Origin of the sequence: Citrobacter sp. ABFQG, assembly GCF_004322975.1 — a bacterium.
Taxonomy (GTDB): domain Bacteria; phylum Pseudomonadota; class Gammaproteobacteria; order Enterobacterales; family Enterobacteriaceae; genus Citrobacter; species Citrobacter freundii.
The window spans coordinates 3381259-3404628 of sequence record NZ_CP036435.1 but is presented as its reverse complement, the minus strand read 5'-3'; the positions used below and the strand labels follow the sequence as shown (position 1 = coordinate 3404628).

Here is a 23370-nt window from a genome sequence, read left to right as displayed (position 1 = left end):
AGCGCGTTATCAAAAAATGCGTTCCTGGTGCACCCATACCGCGGCTTCAACGCGTGATTTGAGCTTCATTTTCTTCAGCATATGCTTCACGTGAACTTTTACTGTGCTTTCGGTGATGTCGAGGCGGCGGGCGATCATCTTATTAGGCAGACCCTGGGCGATGAGTTTAAGAATATCGCGTTCGCGCGGCGTCAGTTGAGTAACATCACGGTCGGATGTTGCGCGATTGGCGCGCAGGCTGGCGGCCAGAACCGGGGTTAAGGCTTCGCTCAGCACCATTTCACCAGCGGCAGCCTGCTGCAATGCTTTCAGTAAATCTTCCGGCTCCATATCTTTCAGCAGGTAACCGTCGGCACCACGCTTCAGTGCGGTAACCACATCTTCTTCATGATTGGATACGCTAAACACAACGATACGGCCCGACAGTGATTTTTCACGCAGCTTATCGAGGGTTTCCAGACCGTTCATGCCGGGCATGTTGAGATCAAGCAGGATCAGATCGGGATCAAGGGATTCAGCCAGCTCGATACCCTGCTCACCATTGCTGGCTTCGCCGACAACGGTAATATCGGGCGCCATGCTGACAAGCTGTTTTACACCGGTTCTCAGCATCGGATGATCGTCGATCAACAGGATAGTTGCCGGTTCCAGATTACTCATGGGTATCTCCTTGGACTTCTGTGAAGTTTGTTTCGGGAATAAAAGTGACAGCAACTTCAGTACCGCCCGTCTCGCGACGGCGTACGCGGCAATCGCCGCGCAAGCTCTGCGCGCGGTCGCGCATTATTATCATGCCGTAGTGGTTACTGCGTTCGGCGTTTTCCGGTACGCCGCAGCCGTTATCTTGCACTGTCAGTTTGACCTGCTTGCCATTTTGCACCACCGTCACGACCACTTCATTGGCCTGAGAGTGTTTAAGTGCGTTGCTCAGGGCTTCGCGCGCAATTTGTAGCAGGTGAATCGCCTGATGCGAAGGGACCAGGCGTGGCGGTAGCTGATAATCCAGCTTAACCGTAAATCCAAAACGGGCGCTGTACTCCTGACAGCTGGCTTCCAGCGCCGGTCGTAATCCAGGTTCCGTGAGCTGTAAACGGAAGGTGGTTAACAGTTCTCGCAGTTGTGCCCATGAAGCATTTAGCTCGTTACGAATCTGGCTGAGCAACTCGCGACAGTTATCTGAAAGCGCATCGCCCTGCATCTGTAAACAGCTAACCTGCATCTTCATACAAGAGAGCGATTGTGCAATAGAATCATGAAGTTCGCGCGCAATGGTGGCACGCTCTTCCATCACAATCAACTGCTGTTGACGCTCCTGATGCCTGTCGAGCGCAAGCGTTGCGGTCAGTTGCTCAACCAGAGTATCAACCAGCTGCTGCTGATCGTGGCTGAGATGGCGTCCGTTCGGCAAGGTGGCGAGTAGAATACCATACTGGGTATGCGCATCGGTCAGCCGCCATTTCAATGTAATCCCGCCGTCAATCGCGGGCAGCGTTCCGCGAGGACACAGATGGCAACCTTTCTCATCACAGCTGGCATTTGACTGACAGGTAAATTCCTGATGATTGTCTTCATCTTCCAGGTCGTAAACCCGGAGCTCAATATCATGCAGCAAGGTCAAATTTTGCAAACCATTCAGTACCGGAGAGAGGCGTTCGCACAACGGCACCTGAGAATGCAGGCGGCGGTTAGCTTGCCACAGAAAAGAAAGAATCTGATTTTTGTGCTCCAGCCCCGCCGTTTTCTCCTGTACTCGCTGTTCCAGCACAGCGTAACTTTCGGCCAGTTCTTCCGACATATTATTTAGCGCCGAGCCCAGAGCCGCCATCTCATTACGACCGCTGATATGCGCGCGTTGGGTAAAATCACGCTGGCTGACGGCTCGCGCCATCGACAGCAGCTGTTTCCACGGCTCTAACAGGCGCACGCGCAGCCAGATAATGGTGAAAACCAGCAGCAATGCCATAAATACGGCCATCAGGCGATGCAGCAGGACGACGCGTTCAATGCGTAATTCGGTGGTATGGTCAAAGGCGGTGACCAATTTATCCAGTCCGCCCACAAAGCGCGTCACATCCTGCGCTACCGCATCAGGCGTTTGCGCATGCGCAAGTCCCGGCGCAAGTTCAGTGTGCCAGTAATCCTGTAATGCTTTTAACTGCGCCTGTTGTCCATCTCGCTTTGCGGCACGCGTCAACTCCGGGCTAAACGCCGTTTGCTCCATTTCATCCAGCAGCGGTTGATCGCTAGCGTCCAGCGGTACGGCTGCCAGCAGGCGATAACTCTGCATGCGCAGCGATCCCGCTTTGTTGATTGCATGGGCGCTACCCTGAACGCCCTGAACCAGCCAGCCGGAGACAGCCATACCCGCCACGCCGATGGCTGTGGACAATAAAACAATCAGCGCCAACTGGTTGACCAGCGTAAGCGGGGAGAGACAACGTTTAAACATGGTGACTTGTTCCTTCGGGTTTTCGTCGAACAGAAAACCTTATTGAATGACGATTCTGCTGCAGGCAGTGGCGTTATTCTCGGCGATACACTGGAGTATACCCATACCTCAAACGGGCTACCCCTTAATTGCCAGTGGAGGGAGAGATCCTGGGCGAGGGGGAGTAGGGGGCGACAGAAGCGTGAAAAACCACATCTTTTTTACCGAAGTTATGTACTCATTAAGGGTAATAATAAATTTTAGGCATGAATAATGACACCTTTTCCTTTGATTTATATCAACTTACCTCCAGCTGTAAACCCTAATGTTGCAGGCATCGAAACAAGTATCAGAGGTGTCTATGAGTCACTCATCTGCCCCGGAAAGGGCATCTGGAGCTGTAATTACCGAATGGCGACCGGAAGATCCCGCCTTCTGGCAGCAGCGTGGTCAACGAATCGCCAGCCGTAACCTGTGGATTTCCGTCCCTTGCTTACTGCTGGCGTTTTGCGTGTGGATGTTATTTAGCGCTGTGGCGGTGAACTTACCGAAAGTCGGATTTGATTTCACCACTGAACAGCTGTTCATGCTGACGGCATTACCTTCGGTGTCCGGCGCGCTGCTGCGTGTTCCGTACTCCTTTATGGTCCCCCTGTTTGGTGGACGTCGCTGGACGGCATTTAGCACCGGCATCCTGATCATTCCTTGCGTATGGTTAGGTTTTGCGGTGCAGGATACCTCCACGCCGTTTAGTACCTTTATTATTATCTCCCTGCTGTGCGGCTTCGCTGGTGCGAACTTTGCGTCCAGTATGGCAAACATCAGCTTCTTCTTTCCAAAACAGAAACAGGGCGGCGCGCTGGGTCTGAACGGTGGCCTGGGCAACATGGGCGTCAGCGTGATGCAGCTGGTCGCGCCGCTGGTGGTTTCATTGTCAATCTTTGCCGCATTTGGTAGCCACGGGGTTGAACAACCGGATGGTACACAGCTGTATCTGGCAAACGCCGCATGGATTTGGGTGCCGTTCCTCGCTATTTTCACGCTGGCCGCATGGTTCGGTATGAACGAACTGGCAACCTCCAAAGCCTCGCTGAAAGAGCAATTGCCGGTGCTGAAACGCGGGCATTTGTGGATTATGAGCCTGCTGTATCTGGCGACCTTCGGTTCCTTTATCGGTTTCTCTGCCGGTTTCGCGATGCTGTCAAAAACGCAGTTCCCAGAGGTGCAGATCCTGCATTACGCCTTCTTCGGCCCGTTCATTGGTGCGCTGGCGCGTTCTGCGGGCGGCGCAATCTCTGACCGTCTGGGCGGGACCCGCGTCACGCTGGTGAACTTCATTCTGATGGCTATTTTCAGTGCCTTACTGTTCCTGACGCTGCCATCAAACGGTGTCGGTGGCAACTTCATTGCCTTCTTCGCTGTGTTCCTGGCGTTGTTCCTGACGGCTGGTCTGGGGAGTGGTTCAACCTTCCAGATGATCTCTGTAATCTTTCGCAAACTGACGATGGACAGAGTGAAAGCTGAAGGTGGTTCAGAAGAGAAAGCGATGCGCGAGGCGGCAACCGATACGGCGGCAGCGTTGGGCTTTATCTCTGCTATTGGTGCGATCGGCGGCTTCTTTATCCCGAAAGCATTTGGCACGTCCCTGGCATTAACCGGTTCTCCGGTCGGTGCGATGAAAGTATTTCTGATCTTCTATGTCGCTTGTGTGGTTATCACCTGGGCGGTATACGGACGTCATTCTAAAAAGTAAAAAAGTGGTATACACAAAATCATTCTAACTGCATCAAGGCGGCAAGTGAGAAATCCCCAGGAGCTAACAGAAGTAAGTGACTGGGGAGAACGAGCGCAGCCAACGCGAAGCAGTTTGAAGGATGAAGTGTAAGTTGATTATCCATTGCGCGGTGTTAGACCGCGCTTTTTTTTATCTGTAATTAGTTACAACATACTTTTGTATTGTGGCATGACAACAGCCTGTGAGAACGGCGAACGCAACATGCTAAGCAGGGGGGATACCCCTTAATACCCACTTATAAAGAATTTAACATTTGCATGATAATTGAATTATTAAAAATCCTTTAAATTCAATTTATTACATTAATTATCAATATCCCACTTTGGGGGTATGTAAAAACCAACCCTCATTTTTCATCCCTGCCTGCCTTGATCGTTATCAATTCTCACGCCCTTTCAGAGCGTTACCTTCGCTCTCAATCAAGCAATGTCGATTTATCAGAGAGCCGTCAGGCTCCTACAGGAGAAAACCGATGAGTAAATTCCTGGACCGGTTTCGCTACTTCAAGCAGAAGGGCGAAACCTTTGCCGATGGGCATGGCCAGCTTCTCAATACCAACAGGGACTGGGAGGACGGATACCGCCAGCGTTGGCAGCATGACAAAATCGTGCGTTCAACCCACGGGGTAAACTGCACTGGCTCATGCAGCTGGAAAATCTATGTGAAAAATGGTCTGGTGACCTGGGAAACCCAGCAAACCGATTATCCGCGTACCCGTCCGGACCTGCCAAACCACGAGCCTCGTGGTTGCCCTCGTGGTGCAAGCTATTCCTGGTATCTCTACAGCGCTAACCGTCTGAAATACCCGCTGATGCGCAAACGTCTGATGAAAATGTGGCGTGAAGCGAAAAGACTGCACAGCGATCCGGTAGACGCATGGGCCTCCATCATCGAAGACGCCGATAAAGCAAAAAGCTTCAAACAAGCGCGTGGTCGTGGTGGTTTTGTGCGTTCTTCCTGGCAGGAAGTGAATGAGCTGATTGCCGCTTCTAACGTTTACACCGTTAAAACCTACGGTCCTGACCGCGTGGCGGGCTTCTCGCCGATCCCTGCGATGTCGATGGTTTCCTACGCCTCCGGTGCACGATATCTGTCGCTGATTGGCGGCACCTGCCTGAGCTTCTACGATTGGTACTGTGACTTGCCGCCTGCGTCTCCGCAGACCTGGGGTGAGCAGACTGACGTTCCGGAATCTGCCGACTGGTATAACTCCAGTTACATTATCGCCTGGGGTTCAAACGTTCCGCAGACCCGTACCCCAGATGCGCACTTCTTCACGGAAGTTCGCTACAAAGGGACTAAAACGGTCGCCATCACCCCGGATTACGCTGAAATCGCTAAACTCTGCGATCTGTGGCTGGCTCCGAAGCAGGGTACCGATGCCGCAATGGCGCTGGCAATGGGCCACGTCATGCTACGCGAGTTCCACCTTGATAACCCGAGCCAATACTTCACCGACTACGTGCGTCGTTACACCGACTTCCCGATGCTGGTGATGCTCGAAGAGCGTGACGGGTATTATGCGGCGGGTCGTATGCTGCGTGCCGCCGATCTGGTTGACTCCTTGGGTCAGGAAAATAATCCAGAGTGGAAAACTGTTGCCATCAATACCGACGGCGAAATGGTTGCGCCAAACGGTTCAATTGGTTTCCGCTGGGGTGAAAAAGGTAAATGGAACCTTGAACAGCGCGACGGCACGTCCGGTAACGAAACCGAACTGCAGCTCAGCCTGTTGGGCAGCCAGGACGACATCGCTGAAGTCGGCTTCCCGTATTTTGGCGGCGAAGGTACCGAGCACTTTAGCAAAGTTGAACTGGAAAATGTTCTGCTGCACAAACTGCCGGTAAAACGCCTGCAACTGGCAGATGGCTCTACTGCGCTGGTGACGACCGTTTACGATCTGACCATGGCCAACTACGGTCTGGAACGCGGTCTGAACGATGAAAACTGCGCCTCCAGCTACGACGATATCAAAGCGTATACCCCGGCATGGGCAGAGAAAATCACTGGCGTATCGCGCGCTCAGATCGTGCGTATTGCCCGTGAATTTGCCGATAACGCAGATAAAACGCACGGCCGCTCAATGATTATTGTTGGCGCGGGTCTGAACCACTGGTACCACCTCGATATGAACTATCGTGGGCTTATCAACATGCTGGTGTTCTGTGGTTGCGTCGGCCAGAGCGGCGGCGGCTGGGCGCACTACGTCGGCCAGGAAAAACTGCGTCCGCAGACCGGCTGGCAGCCGCTGGCGTTTGGCCTTGACTGGCAGCGTCCGGCGCGTCACATGAACAGTACGTCCTATTTCTATAACCACTCCAGCCAATGGCGCTATGAGACGGTCACCGCGCAGGAACTGCTGTCTCCGCTGGCAGACAAATCCCGCTACAGTGGCCATTTGATTGACTTTAACGTTCGCGCTGAACGTATGGGCTGGTTGCCATCTGCGCCGCAGTTAGGTACTAACCCGCTGTACATTGCGCGTGAGGCGGAAAAAGTCGGGATGACACCGGTGGATTACACCGTTAAATCTCTGAAGGAAGGTTCTATTCGCTTTGCGGCTGAACAACCAGAGAACGGTAAAAACCATCCGCGTAACCTGTTTATCTGGCGTTCTAACCTGCTCGGCTCTTCCGGTAAAGGCCACGAGTACATGCTGAAGTATCTGCTGGGTACTGAACATGGTATTCAGGGACTGGATCTGGGTAAACAGGGGGGCGTGAAGCCAGAAGAAGTGGAATGGCAGGATAACGGACTGGACGGCAAGCTGGATCTGGTCGTTACCCTGGACTTCCGTCTGTCGAGCACCTGTCTGTACTCCGACATCGTGCTGCCGACCGCTACCTGGTATGAAAAAGACGATATGAATACCTCGGATATGCATCCGTTTATTCACCCGTTGTCTGCCGCCGTTGATCCAGCCTGGGAATCGAAGAGCGACTGGGAAATCTACAAGGCTATCGCCAAGAAATTCTCTGAAGTTTGCGTGGGCCACCTTGGCAAAGAAACTGACGTAGTGACGCTGCCTATCCAGCACGACTCGGCCGCCGAACTGGCGCAGCCGTTGGATGTTAAAGACTGGAAGAAAGGCGAATGCGATCTGATTCCAGGCGTTACCGCGCCGCATATCATGACAGTTGAGCGTGATTACCCGGCAACCTACGAACGCTTCACGTCCATCGGCCCACTGATGGATAAAGTCGGGAACGGCGGGAAAGGGATTGCCTGGAATACCCAGAGCGAAATGGATCTGCTGCGCAAGCTCAATTACACCAAGGCTGAAGGCCCGGCAAAAGGCCAGCCGATGCTGAATACGGCGATTGATGCCGCTGAGATGATCCTCACCCTGGCACCGGAAACCAACGGTCAGGTGGCGGTGAAAGCCTGGGCGGCGCTGAGTGAATTTACCGGCCGTGACCATACGCATCTGGCGCTGAATAAAGAAGACGAGAAAATCCGCTTCCGCGATATTCAGGCGCAGCCGCGCAAAATTATCTCCAGCCCGACCTGGTCAGGACTGGAAGATGAACATGTTTCTTACAACGCTGGTTACACCAACGTTCACGAGCTGATCCCATGGCGTACGCTGACTGGTCGCCAGCAGCTGTATCAGGATCATCAGTGGATGCGAGACTTCGGTGAAAGCCTGCTGGTATACCGCCCACCAATTGATACCCGTTCGGTGAAAGAGGTGATGGGCGAGAAATCAAATGGTAACCCGGAAAAAGCGCTCAACTTCCTGACGCCACACCAGAAGTGGGGTATCCACTCCACCTACAGCGATAACCTGCTGATGCTGACGTTAGGCCGCGGCGGTCCGATCGTGTGGATGAGCGAAGCGGATGCGAAAGATCTGGGTATCGAGGATAACGACTGGATCGAAGTCTTTAACAGTAACGGGGCACTCACCGCTCGTGCGGTTGTGAGTCAACGTGTCCCGGCCGGGATGACCATGATGTACCACGCCCAGGAACGTATTGTGAATATTCCGGGGTCGGAGATTACCGAGCAGCGCGGCGGGATCCATAACTCGGTGACCCGTATCACACCGAAACCGACGCACATGATTGGTGGTTATGCCCACCTGGCCTACGGCTTTAACTACTACGGCACCGTAGGTTCGAACCGTGATGAGTTCGTGGTGGTTCGTAAGATGAAGAACATTGACTGGTTGGATGGCGAAGGCAATGACCAGGTACAGGAGAGCGTAAAATGAAAATTCGTTCACAAGTCGGCATGGTGCTGAATCTCGATAAGTGCATCGGTTGCCACACCTGTTCAGTAACCTGTAAAAACGTCTGGACCAGCCGTGAAGGTGCGGAGTATGCCTGGTTTAACAACGTTGAAACCAAACCGGGTACTGGCTTCCCCACTGATTGGGAAAACCAGGAAAAATGGAAGGGCGGTTGGATCCGTAAGATCAACGGTAAACTGGTGCCGCGCATGGGTAACAAAGCGCTGCTGCTGGGTAAAATTTTTGCTAACCCGCATTTGCCAGGTATTGATGACTACTACGAACCGTTTGACTTCGATTACCAGACTCTGCACAACACCCCGGCAGACAGCAAAGCGCAGCCGATTGCCCGCCCGCGCTCGCTGATCACCGGTCAGCGTATGGATAAAATCACCAAAGGTCCGAACTGGGAAGATGACCTCGGCGGTGAGTTCGAGAAGCTGGCGAAAGACAAAAATTTCGAGAACATGCAGAAGGCGATGTACGGTCAGTTCGAAAACACCTTCATGATGTATTTGCCGCGTCTGTGCGAGCACTGCCTTAATCCGGCGTGCGTGGCGACTTGCCCGAGCGGTGCCATTTACAAGCGTGAAGAAGATGGCATCGTGCTGATCGATCAGGACAAGTGCCGCGGCTGGCGTATGTGCATCACCGGTTGCCCGTACAAAAAAATCTACTTCAACTGGAAGAGCGGTAAGTCAGAGAAGTGCATTTTCTGCTATCCACGTATCGAAGCCGGTCAACCGACCGTGTGCTCCGAAACCTGCGTCGGTCGTATCCGTTACCTCGGCGTACTGCTGTATGACGCGGATGCGATTGAAAGCGCGGCAAGCACCGAGCATGAGAAAGATCTGTACCAGCGTCAACTGGACGTGTTCCTCGATCCGAACGATCCGGCTGTTATTGAACAGGCGCTGAAAGATGGTATTCCGCTGAGCGTTATCGATGCCGCACAGCAGTCTCCGGTTTATAAAATGGCGATGGACTGGAAGTTGGCGCTGCCGCTGCATCCGGAATACCGCACATTGCCGATGGTTTGGTACGTGCCGCCATTGTCACCGATTCAGTCTGCCGCCGATGCGGGCGAGCTGGGCAGCAACGGTATTCTGCCGGACGTTGACAGTCTGCGTATCCCGGTTCAGTACCTGGCGAACCTGCTGACAGCAGGCGATACTCAGCCGGTGCTGTTGGCGCTGAAACGTATGCTGGCGATGCGTCACTACAAACGTGCGGAAACCGTTGACGGTAAAGTCGATACCCGTGCGCTGGAAGAGGTCGGTCTGACCGAAGCTCAGGCACAGGAGATGTATCGTTATCTGGCCATTGCGAACTACGAAGATCGTTTCGTGGTGCCGAGCAGCCATCGTGAACTGGCGCGTGACGCGTTCCCGGAGAAAAGCGGTTGCGGCTTTACCTTCGGTGACGGTTGCCACGGTTCTGATACTAAATTCAATCTGTTCAACAGCCGCCGCATCGACGCTGTCGATGTGACCAGCAAAACGGAGCCGCACCAATGATTGAACTCGTCATTGTTTCGCGTTTGCTCGAGTACCCGGATGCTGCCCTGTGGCAGCATCAGCAGGAGCTTTTCGATGCACTCGCGTCATCTGAGAACCTGGATAAAGAGGATGCCCAGACTCTGGGCGTTTTCCTGCGCGATCTAATCGCGCAGGACGTGTTGGATGTGCAGGCAAGTTACAGCGAACTGTTTGATCGTGGCCGTGCCACCTCGCTGCTGCTGTTTGAACATGTACACGGTGAATCCCGCGATCGCGGTCAGGCGATGGTTGACCTGATGGCACAGTATGAACAGCACGGTTTGCAGCTCGACAGCCGCGAACTTCCCGATCATCTGCCGTTGTATCTGGAATATCTTGCGCAACTGCCGAAAAGCGAAGCGCTAGGTGGCTTGCAGGATATTGCGCCGATCCTGGCTTTGCTCAGCGCTCGTTTGCAGCAGCGTGAAAGCCGTTATGCAGTACTGTTCGATTTGCTGTTAAAACTGGCGAATACCGTTATCGACAGCGATAAAGTGGCTGAAAAAATTGCGGATGAAGCCCGTGATGATACTCCACAAGCGCTGGATGCGGTCTGGGAAGAAGAGCAGGTAAAATTCTTCGCCGATCAGGGGTGTGGCGAGTCGGAAATCTCCGCTCACCAGCGTCGTTTTGCCGGGGCCGTTGCGCCGCAGTATCTGAATATCACTACCGGAGGACAGCACTAATGCACTTCCTGAATACGTTCTTCTTTGACATCTATCCGTACATCGCGGGTTCTGTCTTTCTGATCGGCAGTTGGCTGCGTTATGACTACGGGCAGTATACGTGGCGTGCGGCCTCCAGTCAGATGCTGGATCGCAAAGGGATGAACCTGGCGTCAAACCTGTTTCACATTGGGATCCTGGGGATTTTTGCCGGGCACTTCTTGGGTATGTTAACGCCACACTGGATGTATGAAGCGTGGCTGCCGCTTGAAGTGAAACAAAAGATGGCGATGTTCGCGGGTGGCGCTAGCGGCGTAATGTGTCTGATTGGCGGTGTACTGCTGCTGAAACGTCGTTTGTTCAGCCCACGAGTGCGGGCTACCACCACCGGAGCGGATATTCTGATCCTCTCTCTGTTGGTTATCCAGTGTGCGCTGGGTCTGCTGACCATTCCGTTCTCCGCCCAGCATATGGACGGCAGCGAGATGATGAAGTTGGTGAACTGGGCGCAGACAGTGGTGACCTTCCATGGCGGAGCGTCTCAGTATCTGGATGGCGTCGCATTTATTTTCCGTGTGCACCTTGTGCTGGGTATGACGCTGTTCCTGTTGTTCCCATTCTCGCGTCTGGTACACATCTGGAGCGTCCCGGTCGAATATCTGACACGCAAATACCAGATTGTTCGTGCACGTCACTAATTGTATTTCTGTGAAAGATAAAACCCTGCTTCGGCGGGGTTTTTTTATGCCTGTTTGCCGGATGGCGGCGCAAACGCCTTATCCAGCCTACGCAGGTTTCAGCGAGCGCCGTAGGCCTGCGTAGTGCATCAGGCAATTTGTGGGCATGTGTCGAGTTTGTAGGTCTGATAAGCACAGCGCATCAGGCAAATAAAGGGCAATGCAGATTGATTTTGTGTTGGTGCTTTATGAAGTGATGGTGGTGGGGGAAGGATTACTCAGCGCTGCGCGCTTCGCCCTTCGGGTCGTTGCCTGCGGCAACGCTTTCTCGCTAACGCTCGAATCGAACCTTGGTCAAAGCTTCTCATCCTTCCCGAATAGGAAGAATTTGGGGCATTGCAGATTGATTATGTGTTGGTGCTTTATGAAGTGTTGGTGGTGGGGGAAGGATTCGAACCTTCGAAGTCGATGACGGCAGATTTACAGTCTGCTCCCTTTGGCCGCTCGGGAACCCCACCAGGGGTATACTAATTTTGTGAGTCTAAAAGAATGAGTGGTGGTGGGGGAAGGATTATTCGTCGCTTCGCTCCTCACCCTTCGGGCCGTTGCCGTTGGCAACGTTCTCTCGCTTTCGCTCGAGTCGAACCTTAATCGAAGGTTCTCACCCTTCCCCGACAAGTGCAAACTTCTGTATTGCTCACCGGGATAACTACATCGCTGTAGTAAAAAATGGTGGTGGGGGAAGGATTATTCGTCGCTTCGCTCCTCACCCTTCGGGCCGTTGCCGTTGGCAACGTTCTCTCGCTTTCGCTCGAGTCGAACCTTAATCGAAGGTTCTCACCCTTCCCCGACAAGTGCAAACTTCTGTATTGCTCACCGGGATAACTACATCGCTGTAGTAAAAAATGGTGGTGGGGGAAGGATTCGAACCTTCGAAGTCGATGACGGCAGATTTACAGTCTGCTCCCTTTGGCCGCTCGGGAACCCCACCACGGGGTAATGCTAATTACTGGCCTGCTTCCGTTGGAAGCGGGGCGCATCATATCAAATGATGCGCCCCTGTAAAGCATTCCGTTGATAAAAAAGAACTGGTTGCCTGATTTTTACACGCAAAGATGTAAAGGTAACCAATTAACTTATCAATCGATTACAGAATAATCGTTCGGTTACCGTAAACAAAGACGCGCTGAGCCAGAACCTGATACAGCGCACGGCTTAAAACATTTTTTTCAACGTCGCGACCCGCGCGCATCATATCTTCGGCAGTGTAGGTGTGATCAACATGGATCACGTCCTGCATAATGATTGGGCCTTCATCAAGGTTATCATTCACGTAGTGGGCCGTCGCGCCGATGATTTTTACGCCGCGCTCATAAGCTTGATGATACGGGCGAGCACCAATGAATGCTGGCAGGAATGAATGGTGAATATTGATAATTTTATTTGGAAAGCGTGAAACAAATGTCGGGGTCAGAACGCGCATGTATTTAGCCAACACGACATAGTCCGGCTGGTGGGCGTCGATAGCGTCAGCCATTTTCTGATCATGTTCGTCACGTGTTAAACCTTCATGGCTGACCAGCTCAAACGGAATATCAAACCGTTCAACCAGAGGACGCAACGTCTCGTGATTGCCGATCACCGCGGCGATTTCAACATCCAGCCCGCCATAATTGGCCTTCATTAACAGATCGCCCAGGCAATGCGCTTCCTTAGTGACCAAAATGACGATGCGGCGGCGGCCTGCTGGGGTTAATTCACGAATTGAGCCTTCAGGTAAGGCGCTGTCCAGATCGGCAAGCAGCGTGACGTCGTTAAAAATGCCCTCCAGTTCGGTGCGCATAAAGAAGCGTCCGGTGCGGTGGTCCACAAACTCATTGTTCTGCACGATGTTCAGTTCATGCTTGTAACAGATATTCGTAATGCGCGCGATCAGACCTTTTTGGTCCGGGCAAATAGTACGCAGCACTTTTCTTTGTAATGAATGCATTTGCAGCGGTGATCCTGTTGAGAATGTTTGCAAAATTGATACTGTCGGGCGTTGATTAGCCGCAGCACTTTTTAAATTTTTTACCGGAGCCACAAGGGCAGGTATCGTTTCGTCCAATTTGAGGGCGTGTACCGTCTATATAGTACCACTGACCGTTTTCTTTTAAAAAACGAGAGCGCTCGATAATTGCACCTGTTTTACCTTGTTCAGAAAACCGTGCGACGAAACTGACATAGCCGATATCTTCTGTGTCTGCCGTCTCTTGTTCAAAAACGGTCAGCCCAAGCCATTCAGTATGATTAAATCCTGCGATAATGTCGTCGCGAAACGAGGCCGCATGACAATCTGGATGCCAGGTCCTGATAAGATAATCTGCGTCTTTCATCACAAAAGCACAGTAACGAGAACGCATGAGGTGTGACGGCGTAGGTGCTACTTGCGCGCCGGACACATAACGGTAGCAACATAGGCTATACTCGACAGCGCTACCACAGGGACAAAGCTGAGACACAAAGTACTCCCTGGAATATAAAAACGGCGTAAAAACGCCAGAGTGGCACTATGTTAACTGAGCGGTAGCGATGTTGCTACGTCTGCAAGCCAGGGGAAGTTTGTACGTATAATGAGAAAAATAAAAATTGGGCTGGCGCTAGGTTCCGGCGCGGCGCGAGGTTGGTCGCATATTGGGGTTATTAAAGCCCTTAAGCATATGGGCATCGATGTTGATATCGTGGCAGGGTGCTCCATCGGTTCGCTGGTTGGCGCTGCCTACGCCTGCAATAAGTTGCCTGCTCTTGAAAAGTGGGTATGTTCTTTCAGCTATTGGGATGTTTTACGGCTGATGGATCTCTCGTGGCGCAGGGGAGGTTTACTGCGCGGTGAACGGGTATTCAATCAGTACCGTAATGTTATGCCGGTAGAAGCAATTGAGCAATGCACACGCCGTTTCGCAACTGTTGCTACTAATCTGAGTACGGGGCGGGAGCTGTGGTTTACCGAAGGTGATTTGCATCTGGCTGTCCGAGCCTCCTGTAGTATTCCTGGTCTGATGTCTCCCGTGGCGCATAATGGTTACTGGCTGGTCGATGGCGCGGTGGTGAATCCCGTCCCTGTATCCCTGACTCGTGCGTTGGGGGCCGATATTGTTATCGCGGTCGACCTGCAACACGATGCTCATCTCATGCAACAAGATTTACTCTCCTTCAACGTCAATAGCGATGCCGAATCGGGTAATGATGCTGACGAGCTTTCATGGCATGCCCGCCTGAAAGAGCGATTGAGCAATATTACGGCCAGGCGTGCGGTCACGGCACCGACGGCGATGGAGATCATGACGACGTCTATTCAGGTTCTGGAAAATCGTCTGAAACGTAACCGCATGGCCGGCGACCCTCCAGACATACTGATTCAGCCGTTTTGTCCACAAATATCCACGCTGGATTTTCACCGCGCCAGTGCAGCAATTGCTGCCGGGCAGTTGGCGGTCGAGAAGAAAATGGATGAACTTCTACCCTTGGTGAAAACCAACGTCTAACGCATTTTTTATCAACACTTAAGCTAATTCTGACAGGCGTGAGTGGCAATAGCATGCCACTATTTATTAAAGCCAGTCAGGGGGGAGAATATGACGCAGCCATTGGTCGGAAAACAGATTCTTATCGTTGAGGATGAGCCGGTATTTCGCTCACTCATGGACTCATGGTTTTCCTCTTTGGGAGCGACAACGGCGGTGGCTGGCGACGGGCTTGAAGCACTTGAACTACTTGGACACTTCACGCCAGATCTGATGATTTGCGATCTGGCTATGCCAAGAATGAACGGCCTCAAACTGGTTGAGTATCTACGCAATCGTGGCGATCAGACCCCGATACTGGTGATTTCTGCGACGGAAAACATGTCCGACATAGCCAAAGCGCTACGACTCGGGGTGGATGATGTCCTATTGAAGCCGGTGAAAGACCTTAATCGCTTGAGAGAAACCGTCTTTGCATGTCTTTATCCCAACATGTTTAATTCACGCGTGGAAGAAGAAGAGCGGCTGTTTCGCGACTGGGATGCGATGGTGGACGATCCTGCCGCCGCCGCGAAGCTGCTAAAAGAATTACAGCCTCCAGTGTCGCAAGTGATTTCGCACTGTCGCATTAACTATCGACAATTGGTAGTAGCCGACCAACCGGGGCTGGTGCTGGATATTGCGCCGCTGTCGGATCATGACCTTGCATTCTATTGCCTTGATGTGACGCGGGCAGGGGATAATGGTGTTTTGGCTGCATTATTATTGCGGGCGCTATTTAATGGTCTACTGCAGGAGCAACTGACACAACAAAATCAGCGGTTGCCGGAGTTAGGTACGTTATTGAAACAGGTAAATCATTTGTTGCGGCAAGCAAATTTACCAGGGCAGTTTCCCTTGCTGGTGGGGTATTACCACAGCGGATTAAAAAATCTGATTCTGGTATCTGCAGGGCTGAATGCGACATTAAATACAGGTTCCCACCAAGTGCAAATCAGCAATGGCGTTCCGCTGGGTACCTTAGGTAATACGTATCTTAATCAGTTGAGCCAACATTGTGAGTCATGGCAATGCCAAATATGGGGGGCGGGAGGGCGTCTGCGCTTGATGTTGTCTGCGGAATGAACAATTGAGAGGCGTGCAAATGAAATTGGTTCACCCTCCCCGTGCTGTAAGTGCTACTATCAGCGCCAGATTTATTCGTATTTATCTTAATTATACCGACGCGCGTCCTTTTCAGACCAGAAGTTTGTCGCTGTACTGATATACTCGGATGCGATACAGAATGATGAACACGTTCAATACATGAACAGTCCAGGAGAGTTTTAAATGGCTGCCCTTAATTCAAAAGTCAAAAAAGCCGTTATCCCAGTTGCGGGATTAGGAACCAGGATGTTACCGGCTACGAAAGCAATCCCGAAAGAGATGCTACCGTTGGTTGATAAGCCATTAATTCAGTACGTCGTAAACGAATGTATTGCTGCGGGCATCACTGAAATTGTACTTGTAACTCACTCGTCTAAAAATTCTATTGAAAACCACTTCGATACAAGCTTTGAACTTGAAGCGATGCTGGAAAAACGTGTAAAACGTCAGCTTCTGGAAGAAGTGCAATCTATTTGCCCGCCGCATGTGACTATTATGCAGGTGCGTCAGGGTCTGGCAAAAGGTCTGGGCCACGCAGTATTGTGCGCGCACCCTGTGGTTGGCGATGAACCGGTTGCTGTAATCCTGCCGGACGTAATTCTTGACGAATACGAATCTGATTTATCCCGCGACAACCTTGCCGAAATGATTCATCGTTTTGATGAAACAGGTAGCAGCCAGATTATGGTTGAACCGGTAGAAGATGTTACGGCTTATGGTGTTGTTGATTGTAAAGGCGTTGAATTATCCCCGGGCGAAAGCGTCCCGATGGTTGGCGTGGTTGAAAAACCAAAAGCTGATGTAGCGCCTTCTAATCTGGCCGTTGTGGGTCGTTACGTTCTTAGTGCCGATATCTGGCCTCTGCTGGCTAAAACCCCTCCGGGAGCGGGTGATGAAATTCAGCTGACAGATGCAATCGATATGCTGATTGAAAAAGAGACGGTTGAAGCTTATCACATGAAGGGCAAAAGCCATGACTGTGGTAATAAACTGGGCTATATGCAGGCGTTCGTCGAATATGGTATTCGCCATAATACTCTCGGCGCTGAATTTAAAGCCTGGCTGGAAGACGAGATGGGTATTAAGAAGTAACCTTCTGGTATTATCTGGTCAGAACGGCGCTGTATTAACAGCGCCGTTTTTTTATACCTAATCCGGGTAAGGCTGAGCGAAGTACCAGTAAAAAAAATCCCGCCAATGGCGGGATTTTAAGCAAAGTATTTCTGAATTATTCCTTGATCAGGAAATCGTCCAGTTGTTTACCTTGCTCTTCCATCGCTTTTTTGATCACTGCCGGTGTACGACCCTGGCCAGTCCAGGTTTTAGTTTCACCGTTTTCGTCAACATAGCTATATTTAGCCGGACGTGCAGCGCGTTTAGCTTTGGTGCCAGATTTAACAGCAGCCATGCTATTCAGCAGTTCGTTCGGATCAATGCCGTCAGCGATCAGCATTTCACGATATTGTTGCAGTTTACGAGTGCGTTCTTCAACTTCAGCGGCAGCAGCGCTTTCTTCTTCGCGACGCTCGCTAACTACAACTTCTAATTTTTCCAGCATTTCCTCAAGCGTTTCCAGAGTGCATTCTCTTGCCTGCGCACGAAGAGTACGGATGTTGTTCAGAATTTTAAGTGCTTCGCTCATTGTAGTAATCTCAAACTTATATTGGGGTGGTTTGTTGAGCTAATAATAGAGCGATAAATTCAGTTGTGCAATAGCCAGGAATGTAAGGAATTCAAAATTGCGCTTTATTTAGTAACAGAATTAATTCTCCTGTCTTAAATTCCCCATGATGTTGGGCATAAAAAAGGCTTATTGGCGAGGGGGCTTCTCAGCGGTTGAGAGTAAAAATTCAAGATTCAGGTCACATTTTATAGTGTACAAATAGTATCTCTTTGCAGTGATTTCAACCTTTTGTATTAGTTTTGCTTACGTGAATTCGCTAATACATGGCGACAGTGGGTAGATTCAATAACAATATGGGAAGGGTTTCTTTATTGCCGTATGATGATAAGTGACATTGATAAATTTCATGAGCACTATTTGTGAAAGAGTGTGTATATACGCGTCCGATCTCGGGCTGTATGGTCGATGGTTGTATGCTCTCTCACTACCTGTTACTTAAATTCAGGCGGCACTGAGCGAGCTTGCCCGCGCATTTATACGCCTTTGGGCGCAACGCTACACCGACACTTTCGTGAAATATGATACAATCCAGCGCATATTTATTTCCCCATGTGAGGGCCTTCGGTCAATGGCACAGCTATATTTTTACTATTCTGCAATGAATGCCGGTAAGTCGACTGCATTGCTGCAATCTTCGTACAATTATCAGGAACGTGGGATGCGTGCTGTTGTATATACAGCGGAAATTGATGACCGTTTTGGTGCTGGAAAAGTAAGTTCACGTATAGGTCTGTCGTCGCCTGCAAAATTGTTTAACCAAAATTCATCATTGTACGAAGAGATTCGTGCTGAAAATGAGCAGCAAAGAATTCACTGTGTACTGGTTGATGAGTCACAGTTTCTGACTCGACAACAGGTTTATGAATTATCTGAAGTTGTCGATCGGCTGGATATTCCCGTGTTGTGCTATGGCTTACGCACAGATTTCCGTGGTGAATTATTTGGCGGCAGCGAATACCTGCTTGCGTGGTCTGATAAGCTCGTTGAATTAAAAACCATTTGTTTCTGTGGGCGTAAGGCCAGCATGGTTTTACGTCTTGATCAGTCTGGAAGGCCCTATAACGAGGGCGAGCAGGTGGTTATTGGCGGGAATGAACGCTATGTGTCGGTATGTCGTAAACACTACAAACAGGCGCAGTCTGAGGGCTCTCTGACGACGATACAAGAGCGACACAGCCACGATTAACCCTGCAGGCTTCTGAGCGCTTATAAACAAAGGGTAGGTCGGGACATTCGTCAATGTCCTCTACCCTGTCAGACTCTCTTCTGACGGCTATTCTCACATCTTCCTGAATACATCTCTTACCGTGCCATTCTATTCACATGGTTAAATTGGGGATCACTCAATTTTCATAACAAAAGACGAAAAAAAACGGTCCCAACTGGGACCGTTTATGGTGAAACTAAAACTTATCTGAGAAAATTAAGCGGATTTCTTCGCTTTCTTTTCTGCTTTCGGTGCAGCTACTGCTTCAGTCTTAGCGGTGGTCTGGCCTTCGCTGTACTCACGACCGTAGTATGTATCCAGCAGGATCTGTTTCAGTTCAGCAATCAGCGGGTAACGTGGGTTTGCACCAGTACACTGGTCATCAAACGCATCTTCAGACAGTTTGTCCACGTGTGCCAGGAAGTCAGCTTCCTGAACGCCAGCTTCACGGATAGACTTAGGAATACCCAGCTCAGCTTTGATTTCTTCCAGCCAGCCCAGCAGTTTCTGGATTTTCGCGGCAGTACGGTCGCCCGGTGCGCTCAGACCCAGATGGTCTGCGATTTCAGCGTAGCGACGGCGTGCCTGCGGACGGTCGTACTGGCTGAATGCAGTCTGTTTAGTCGGGTTGTCGTTCGCGTTATAACGAATAACGTTGCTGATCAGCAGGGCGTTCGCCAGACCGTGAGGAATGTGGAACTGAGAACCCAGTTTGTGCGCCATTGAGTGACATACACCCAGGAAGGCGTTAGCAAACGCGATACCGGCGATGGTTGCTGCACTGTGTACACGCTCACGTGCTACCGGGTTCTTAGAACCTTCATGGTAGGACGCCGGCAGGTTTTCTTTCAGCAGTTTCAGCGCTTGCAGAGCCTGACCGTCGGAGAACTCAGAAGCCAGTACGGAAACGTAAGCTTCCAGAGCGTGAGTGACGGCATCGAGACCACCGAACGCACACAGGGACTTCGGCATATCCATCACCAGGTTGGCGTCAACAATCGCCATATCCGGAGTCAGCGCATAGTCTGCCAGCGGGTATTTCTGCCCAGTTGCATCGTCAGTAACAACCGCAAACGGAGTCACTTCAGAACCGGTACCGGAAGTGGTGGTGACGGCGACCATCTTCGCTTTCACACCCATTTTCGGGAACTTGTAGATACGTTTACGGATGTCCATAAAGCGCAGCGCCAGTTCTTCGAAGTGAGTTTCCGGGTGCTCGTACATAACCCACATGATTTTCGCGGCGTCCATCGGGGAACCGCCCCCCAGCGCGATGATTACGTCTGGTTTGAAGGAGTTAGCCAGCTCAGCACCTTTGCGAACAACGGTCAGAGTCGGGTCAGCTTCAACTTCAAAGAACACTTCGGTTTCAACACCAGCAGCTTTCAGAACGGAGGTGATCTGGTCTGCATAACCGTTGTTGAACAGGAAGCGGTCGGTCACGATCAGCGCACGTTTGTGACCATCGGTAATCACTTCATCCAGTGCGATTGGCAGAGAGCCACGACGGAAGTAGATAGATTTCGGAAGTTTGTGCCACAACATGTTTTCAGCTCGCTTAGCAACGGTTTTCTTGTTGATCAGGTGTTTAGGACCAACGTTTTCAGAGATGGAGTTACCACCCCAGGAACCACAACCCAGAGTCAGGGAAGGTGCGAGTTTGAAGTTGTACAGGTCACCGATACCACCCTGAGAAGCTGGGGTGTTGATCAGGATACGTGCGGTTTTCATCATCTGGCCGAAGTAAGCAACACGTTCTGGCTGGTTGTCCTGGTCAGTATACAGGCAAGAGGTATGACCGATACCGCCCATCGCAACCAGTTTTTCAGCTTTAATGACTGCGTCTTCGAAGTCCTTCGCACGGTACATTGCCAGTGTCGGAGACAGTTTTTCATGCGCAAACGGTTCGCTTTCATCGACAACCGTCACTTCACCGATCAGAATCTTAGTGGTTTCTGGTACGGAGAAGCCTGCCAGTTCAGCAATCTTGTATGCCGGCTGACCAACGATAGCTGCGTTCAGCGCGCCATTTTTCAGGATAACGTCCTGGACTGCTTTCAACTCTTTGCCCTGCAGCATGTAGCCGCCGTGAGTCGCAAAACGCTCACGTACTGCATCATATACAGAGTCAACCACGACGACAGACTGCTCAGAAGCACAGATTACGCCGTTATCGAAGGTTTTAGACATCAGAACAGATGCAACAGCACGTTTGATATCAGCGGTTTCGTCGATAACAACAGGGGTGTTACCTGCGCCTACGCCGATAGCCGGTTTACCGGAGCTGTATGCCGCTTTAACCATGCCTGGACCACCGGTCGCAAGGATCAGGTTGATGTCCGGGTGGTGCATCAGCGCATTAGACAGTTCAACGGAAGGTTGATCGATCCAGCCGATCAGATCTTTCGGGGCGCCAGCAGCGATTGCTGCTTGCAGAACGATATCAGCTGCTTTGTTAGTTGCATCTTTTGCACGCGGATGCGGAGAGAAGATGATGGCGTTACGGGTCTTCAGGCTGATCAGTGATTTGAAGATCGCAGTAGAAGTTGGGTTAGTGGTTGGAACGATACCACAGATGATACCAATTGGTTCCGCAATGGTAATGGTACCGAAAGTGTCGTCTTCAGACAGCACACCACAGGTTTTTTCATCTTTGTAAGCGTTGTAAATGTATTCAGAAGCAAAGTGGTTTTTGATCACTTTATCTTCGACAATACCCATGCCGGATTCGGCAACGGCCATTTTCGCGAGAGGGATTCGAGCGTCTGCGGCAGCCAGAGCGGCGGCACGGAAGATTTTGTCAACCTGTTCTTGAGTGAAACTGGCATATTCACGCTGGGCTTTTTTTACGCGCTCTACAAGTGCGTTAAGTTCAGCGACATTAGTAACAGCCATGATGCTCTCCTGATAATGTTAAACTTTTTTAGTAAATCATCTGCTCGATACGAGAGTATAGACAGACCGACGAAAATTTGTGTAACGGTTTGAAAATCAAACGGTTAATTAACGTCCACTTTACTTTGATTTACTAAAAGAGCTTATACGCTAGTGCCAGTTAACTCTAACGCGTTACCTCCAGGTGGCGTAAGCAAGATTACTCACTTCTGAGTAGTAATTGCGTGATCTGGATCAAAAATTCGCAAAGCTGACACCTTTCAGCAGGCCCTTTTAGCGTTTCTCGTCAAGTGTTAATAAATTGACGTAATGAATGCTAATAACGTTAGCATAATTAATACATATTAATAACACTGAGTATTGGTAGCGTATTTACGTAGATATACGAAGATAGAAGGTGAAGTATGCTGACAAAAGGCGTATCTTCAGCGCGGATTTTATCAATTTTTATGACTCATTTTATCCGGCTAACGCTTCGGAGCTAACCGTGATCCAAACGCTATTTGATTTTCCTGTCTATTTTAAATTTTTCATTGGGTTATTTGCGTTGGTCAACCCGGTAGGGATCATCCCTGTCTTTATCAGTATGACCAGTTATCAAACTGCTGCAGCGCGAAACAAAACCAACCTTACGGCAAACCTGTCGGTCGCTATCATTCTGTGGACTTCGCTGTTTCTTGGTGATGGTATTCTGCAACTTTTCGGTATCTCAATAGATTCGTTCAGGATTGCCGGCGGCATTCTGGTTGTGACTATCGCGATGTCAATGATTAGCGGAAAACTAGGGGAAGATAAACAAAACAAACAGGAAAAATCAGAAACCGCAATCCGTGAGAGTATCGGCGTTGTACCGTTGGCATTGCCGTTGATGGCGGGACCGGGGGCGATAAGCTCAACTATTGTTTGGGGTACGCGATATCACAGTGCGATTAACCTGTTTGGCTTTTTTGTCGCGATTGCGCTGTTTGCCCTGTGCTGCTGGGGGCTGTTTCGCATGGCGCCATGGCTGGTACGACTGTTGGGACAAACTGGCATCAACGTCATTACGCGTATTATGGGGCTACTGTTAATGGCCTTGGGTATCGAATTCATTGTTACAGGTATCAAATCCATTTTCCCAGGTTTGCTGGCCTGATATCTCTCTTCTGTACAAACGGAGTCGGTCCCGGCTCCGTTTCCTTTCATTATCAGTAAAACTTCTCACTAAAGTTGAAAATCAGCATAGTGATAATAAAAAATGCTGATGGTTATTCATTTGTTTATTCATTGATTTTATGAATGTAACACTCATCCATCTGCCAGAGAGAGCCTGATATCGCTGTTATTTAATTAACATCATACTCTGGGGCTTGCTGAAGGATTATCGAAATGTTATTAGTTATTTCAGCGTTTTTTTCAGTTGAATGTGCTAATTAATAACCAATTGTTAAATTTATGTGCATTTTGACGTGGTGTTGACACCTGACAGGGTAGTTAACACCTGGCTTGATGTAATTTATTGTTTTTCATGTGGTTGTTATAGAAAACCTTCATTCGTAAGACTTTCTTTGTGAGATTTATTTCCAATAAAAGAGAATTGGTTAACAAATTTGTAAAAT

General features: G+C 50.5%; 16 protein-coding genes, 2 tRNA genes and 3 other RNA genes. 10 read left to right on the top strand and 11 right to left on the bottom strand.

The features are described 5' to 3' along the window. Positions 1-9: 9 nt before the first annotated feature. The gene (gene narL / locus WN16_RS16720; protein WP_003020756.1) at positions 10-660 is read right to left on the bottom strand and encodes a two-component system response regulator NarL; all 651 of its coding nucleotides are present in this window, start codon (positions 658-660) and stop codon (positions 10-12) included. After that, positions 653-2449 carry a nitrate/nitrite two-component system sensor histidine kinase NarX gene (gene narX / locus WN16_RS16715; RefSeq protein ID WP_044700183.1) on the bottom strand — a complete coding sequence of 599 codons (1797 nt, stop codon included), beginning with the start codon at positions 2447-2449 and terminating at the stop codon, positions 653-655. Before narX ends, narL begins: the two co-directional genes overlap by 8 nt. A gap of 340 nt (positions 2450-2789) precedes the next feature. Between narX and WN16_RS16705 the strand changes: the two genes are divergently transcribed. The 5 genes from WN16_RS16705 to narI all read left to right on the top strand — a co-directional run bounded on the left by WN16_RS16705 (position 2790) and on the right by narI (position 11358). Then, positions 2790-4181, top strand: a complete 1392-nt coding sequence (locus WN16_RS16705) for a NarK family nitrate/nitrite MFS transporter (RefSeq protein ID WP_003020752.1) — start codon at positions 2790-2792, stop codon at positions 4179-4181. A gap of 514 nt (positions 4182-4695) precedes the next feature. Next, positions 4696-8439, top strand: a complete 3744-nt coding sequence (locus WN16_RS16700) for a nitrate reductase subunit alpha (RefSeq protein WP_044700181.1) — start codon at positions 4696-4698, stop codon at positions 8437-8439. Further along, positions 8436-9974 carry a nitrate reductase subunit beta gene (narH, locus tag WN16_RS16695; RefSeq protein ID WP_016150347.1) on the top strand — a complete coding sequence of 513 codons (1539 nt, stop codon included), beginning with the start codon at positions 8436-8438 and terminating at the stop codon, positions 9972-9974. Before WN16_RS16700 ends, narH begins: the two co-directional genes overlap by 4 nt. Then, positions 9971-10681, top strand: coding sequence for a nitrate reductase molybdenum cofactor assembly chaperone (gene narJ / locus WN16_RS16690; protein WP_016150346.1), 711 nt, complete (start codon positions 9971-9973; stop codon positions 10679-10681). Before narH ends, narJ begins: the two co-directional genes overlap by 4 nt. Further along, the gene (narI, locus tag WN16_RS16685) at positions 10681-11358 is read left to right on the top strand and encodes a respiratory nitrate reductase subunit gamma (protein ID WP_003020743.1); all 678 of its coding nucleotides are present in this window, start codon (positions 10681-10683) and stop codon (positions 11356-11358) included. Before narJ ends, narI begins: the two co-directional genes overlap by 1 nt. 236 nt (positions 11359-11594) lie before the next feature. On the opposite strand, the gene WN16_RS16680 is transcribed toward narI, so the two are convergent. From WN16_RS16680 to WN16_RS16650, 7 genes are all read right to left on the bottom strand, one after another. Continuing rightward, a non-coding RNA gene (locus WN16_RS16680) (RtT sRNA) lies at positions 11595-11726 on the bottom strand. A 44-nt stretch (positions 11727-11770) separates the two neighbouring features. Then, positions 11771-11855 (bottom strand) — tRNA-Tyr (locus tag WN16_RS16675). Between the two features lie 36 nt (positions 11856-11891). After that, positions 11892-12023, bottom strand: a non-coding RNA gene (locus tag WN16_RS16670) — RtT sRNA. Positions 12024-12067: 44 nt separating this feature from the next. Continuing rightward, positions 12068-12199: non-coding RNA, RtT sRNA (locus tag WN16_RS16665), on the bottom strand. 44 nt (positions 12200-12243) lie between these two features. Further along, a tRNA-Tyr gene (locus WN16_RS16660) sits at positions 12244-12328 on the bottom strand. A gap of 156 nt (positions 12329-12484) precedes the next feature. Next, positions 12485-13327 carry a formyltetrahydrofolate deformylase gene (gene purU / locus WN16_RS16655; protein WP_003020737.1) on the bottom strand — a complete coding sequence of 281 codons (843 nt, stop codon included), beginning with the start codon at positions 13325-13327 and terminating at the stop codon, positions 12485-12487. Between the two features lie 55 nt (positions 13328-13382). Then, the gene (locus WN16_RS16650) at positions 13383-13838 is read right to left on the bottom strand and encodes a YchJ family protein (protein WP_003841307.1); all 456 of its coding nucleotides are present in this window, start codon (positions 13836-13838) and stop codon (positions 13383-13385) included. Positions 13839-13949: 111 nt separating this feature from the next. Here WN16_RS16650 and rssA point away from each other — a divergent pair, with 111 nt between their 5' ends. The 3 genes from rssA (at position 13950) to galU (ending at position 17078) form a co-directional block, all read left to right on the top strand. Then, complete coding sequence (rssA, locus tag WN16_RS16645; RefSeq protein WP_003020732.1) at positions 13950-14861, top strand: patatin-like phospholipase RssA; 912 nt, start codon at positions 13950-13952, stop codon at positions 14859-14861. A gap of 90 nt (positions 14862-14951) precedes the next feature. Continuing rightward, positions 14952-15965 (top strand): two-component system response regulator RssB, encoded by a 1014-nt coding sequence (gene rssB / locus WN16_RS16640; protein ID WP_003841305.1) that lies wholly within the window; start codon positions 14952-14954, stop codon positions 15963-15965. Between the two features lie 204 nt (positions 15966-16169). Further along, positions 16170-17078, top strand: a complete 909-nt coding sequence (galU, locus tag WN16_RS16635; protein WP_003020727.1) for a UTP--glucose-1-phosphate uridylyltransferase GalU — start codon at positions 16170-16172, stop codon at positions 17076-17078. A 136-nt stretch (positions 17079-17214) separates the two neighbouring features. Here galU and hns read toward each other — a convergent pair whose 3' ends face one another. Next, positions 17215-17628 (bottom strand): histone-like nucleoid-structuring protein H-NS, encoded by a 414-nt coding sequence (gene hns, locus WN16_RS16630; RefSeq protein ID WP_003020723.1) that lies wholly within the window; start codon positions 17626-17628, stop codon positions 17215-17217. A gap of 610 nt (positions 17629-18238) precedes the next feature. Between hns and tdk the strand changes: the two genes are divergently transcribed. After that, positions 18239-18856, top strand: coding sequence for a thymidine kinase (tdk, locus tag WN16_RS16625; protein WP_044700177.1), 618 nt, complete (start codon positions 18239-18241; stop codon positions 18854-18856). Positions 18857-19093: 237 nt separating this feature from the next. Here tdk and adhE read toward each other — a convergent pair whose 3' ends face one another. Further along, the gene (adhE, locus tag WN16_RS16620) at positions 19094-21772 is read right to left on the bottom strand and encodes a bifunctional acetaldehyde-CoA/alcohol dehydrogenase (protein WP_003020717.1); all 2679 of its coding nucleotides are present in this window, start codon (positions 21770-21772) and stop codon (positions 19094-19096) included. A 487-nt stretch (positions 21773-22259) separates the two neighbouring features. On the opposite strand from adhE, the gene ychE reads away from it, so the two are divergent. Next, positions 22260-22907 (top strand): NAAT family transporter YchE, encoded by a 648-nt coding sequence (gene ychE, locus WN16_RS16615; protein ID WP_003020714.1) that lies wholly within the window; start codon positions 22260-22262, stop codon positions 22905-22907. The last annotated feature ends 463 nt before the right edge of the window (positions 22908-23370 follow it).

Excerpts from the sequence above, each read along its gene's own strand:
- narL (WP_003020756.1), bottom strand. The coding sequence starts at position 660 with ATGAGTAATCTGGAACCGGCAACTATCCTGTTGATCGACGATCATCCG.
- narX (WP_044700183.1), bottom strand. The coding sequence starts at position 2,449 with ATGTTTAAACGTTGTCTCTCCCCGCTTACGCTGGTCAACCAGTTGGCG.
- WN16_RS16705 (WP_003020752.1), top strand. The coding sequence starts at position 2,790 with ATGAGTCACTCATCTGCCCCGGAAAGGGCATCTGGAGCTGTAATTACC.
- WN16_RS16700 (WP_044700181.1), top strand. The coding sequence starts at position 4,696 with ATGAGTAAATTCCTGGACCGGTTTCGCTACTTCAAGCAGAAGGGCGAA.
- narH (WP_016150347.1), top strand. The coding sequence starts at position 8,436 with ATGAAAATTCGTTCACAAGTCGGCATGGTGCTGAATCTCGATAAGTGC.
- narJ (WP_016150346.1), top strand. The coding sequence starts at position 9,971 with ATGATTGAACTCGTCATTGTTTCGCGTTTGCTCGAGTACCCGGATGCT.
- narI (WP_003020743.1), top strand. The coding sequence starts at position 10,681 with ATGCACTTCCTGAATACGTTCTTCTTTGACATCTATCCGTACATCGCG.
- purU (WP_003020737.1), bottom strand. The coding sequence starts at position 13,327 with ATGCATTCATTACAAAGAAAAGTGCTGCGTACTATTTGCCCGGACCAA.
- rssA (WP_003020732.1), top strand. The coding sequence starts at position 13,950 with ATGAGAAAAATAAAAATTGGGCTGGCGCTAGGTTCCGGCGCGGCGCGA.
- rssB (WP_003841305.1), top strand. The coding sequence starts at position 14,952 with ATGACGCAGCCATTGGTCGGAAAACAGATTCTTATCGTTGAGGATGAG.
- galU (WP_003020727.1), top strand. The coding sequence starts at position 16,170 with ATGGCTGCCCTTAATTCAAAAGTCAAAAAAGCCGTTATCCCAGTTGCG.
- hns (WP_003020723.1), bottom strand. The coding sequence starts at position 17,628 with ATGAGCGAAGCACTTAAAATTCTGAACAACATCCGTACTCTTCGTGCG.
- tdk (WP_044700177.1), top strand. The coding sequence starts at position 18,239 with ATGGCACAGCTATATTTTTACTATTCTGCAATGAATGCCGGTAAGTCG.
- adhE (WP_003020717.1), bottom strand. The coding sequence starts at position 21,772 with ATGGCTGTTACTAATGTCGCTGAACTTAACGCACTTGTAGAGCGCGTA.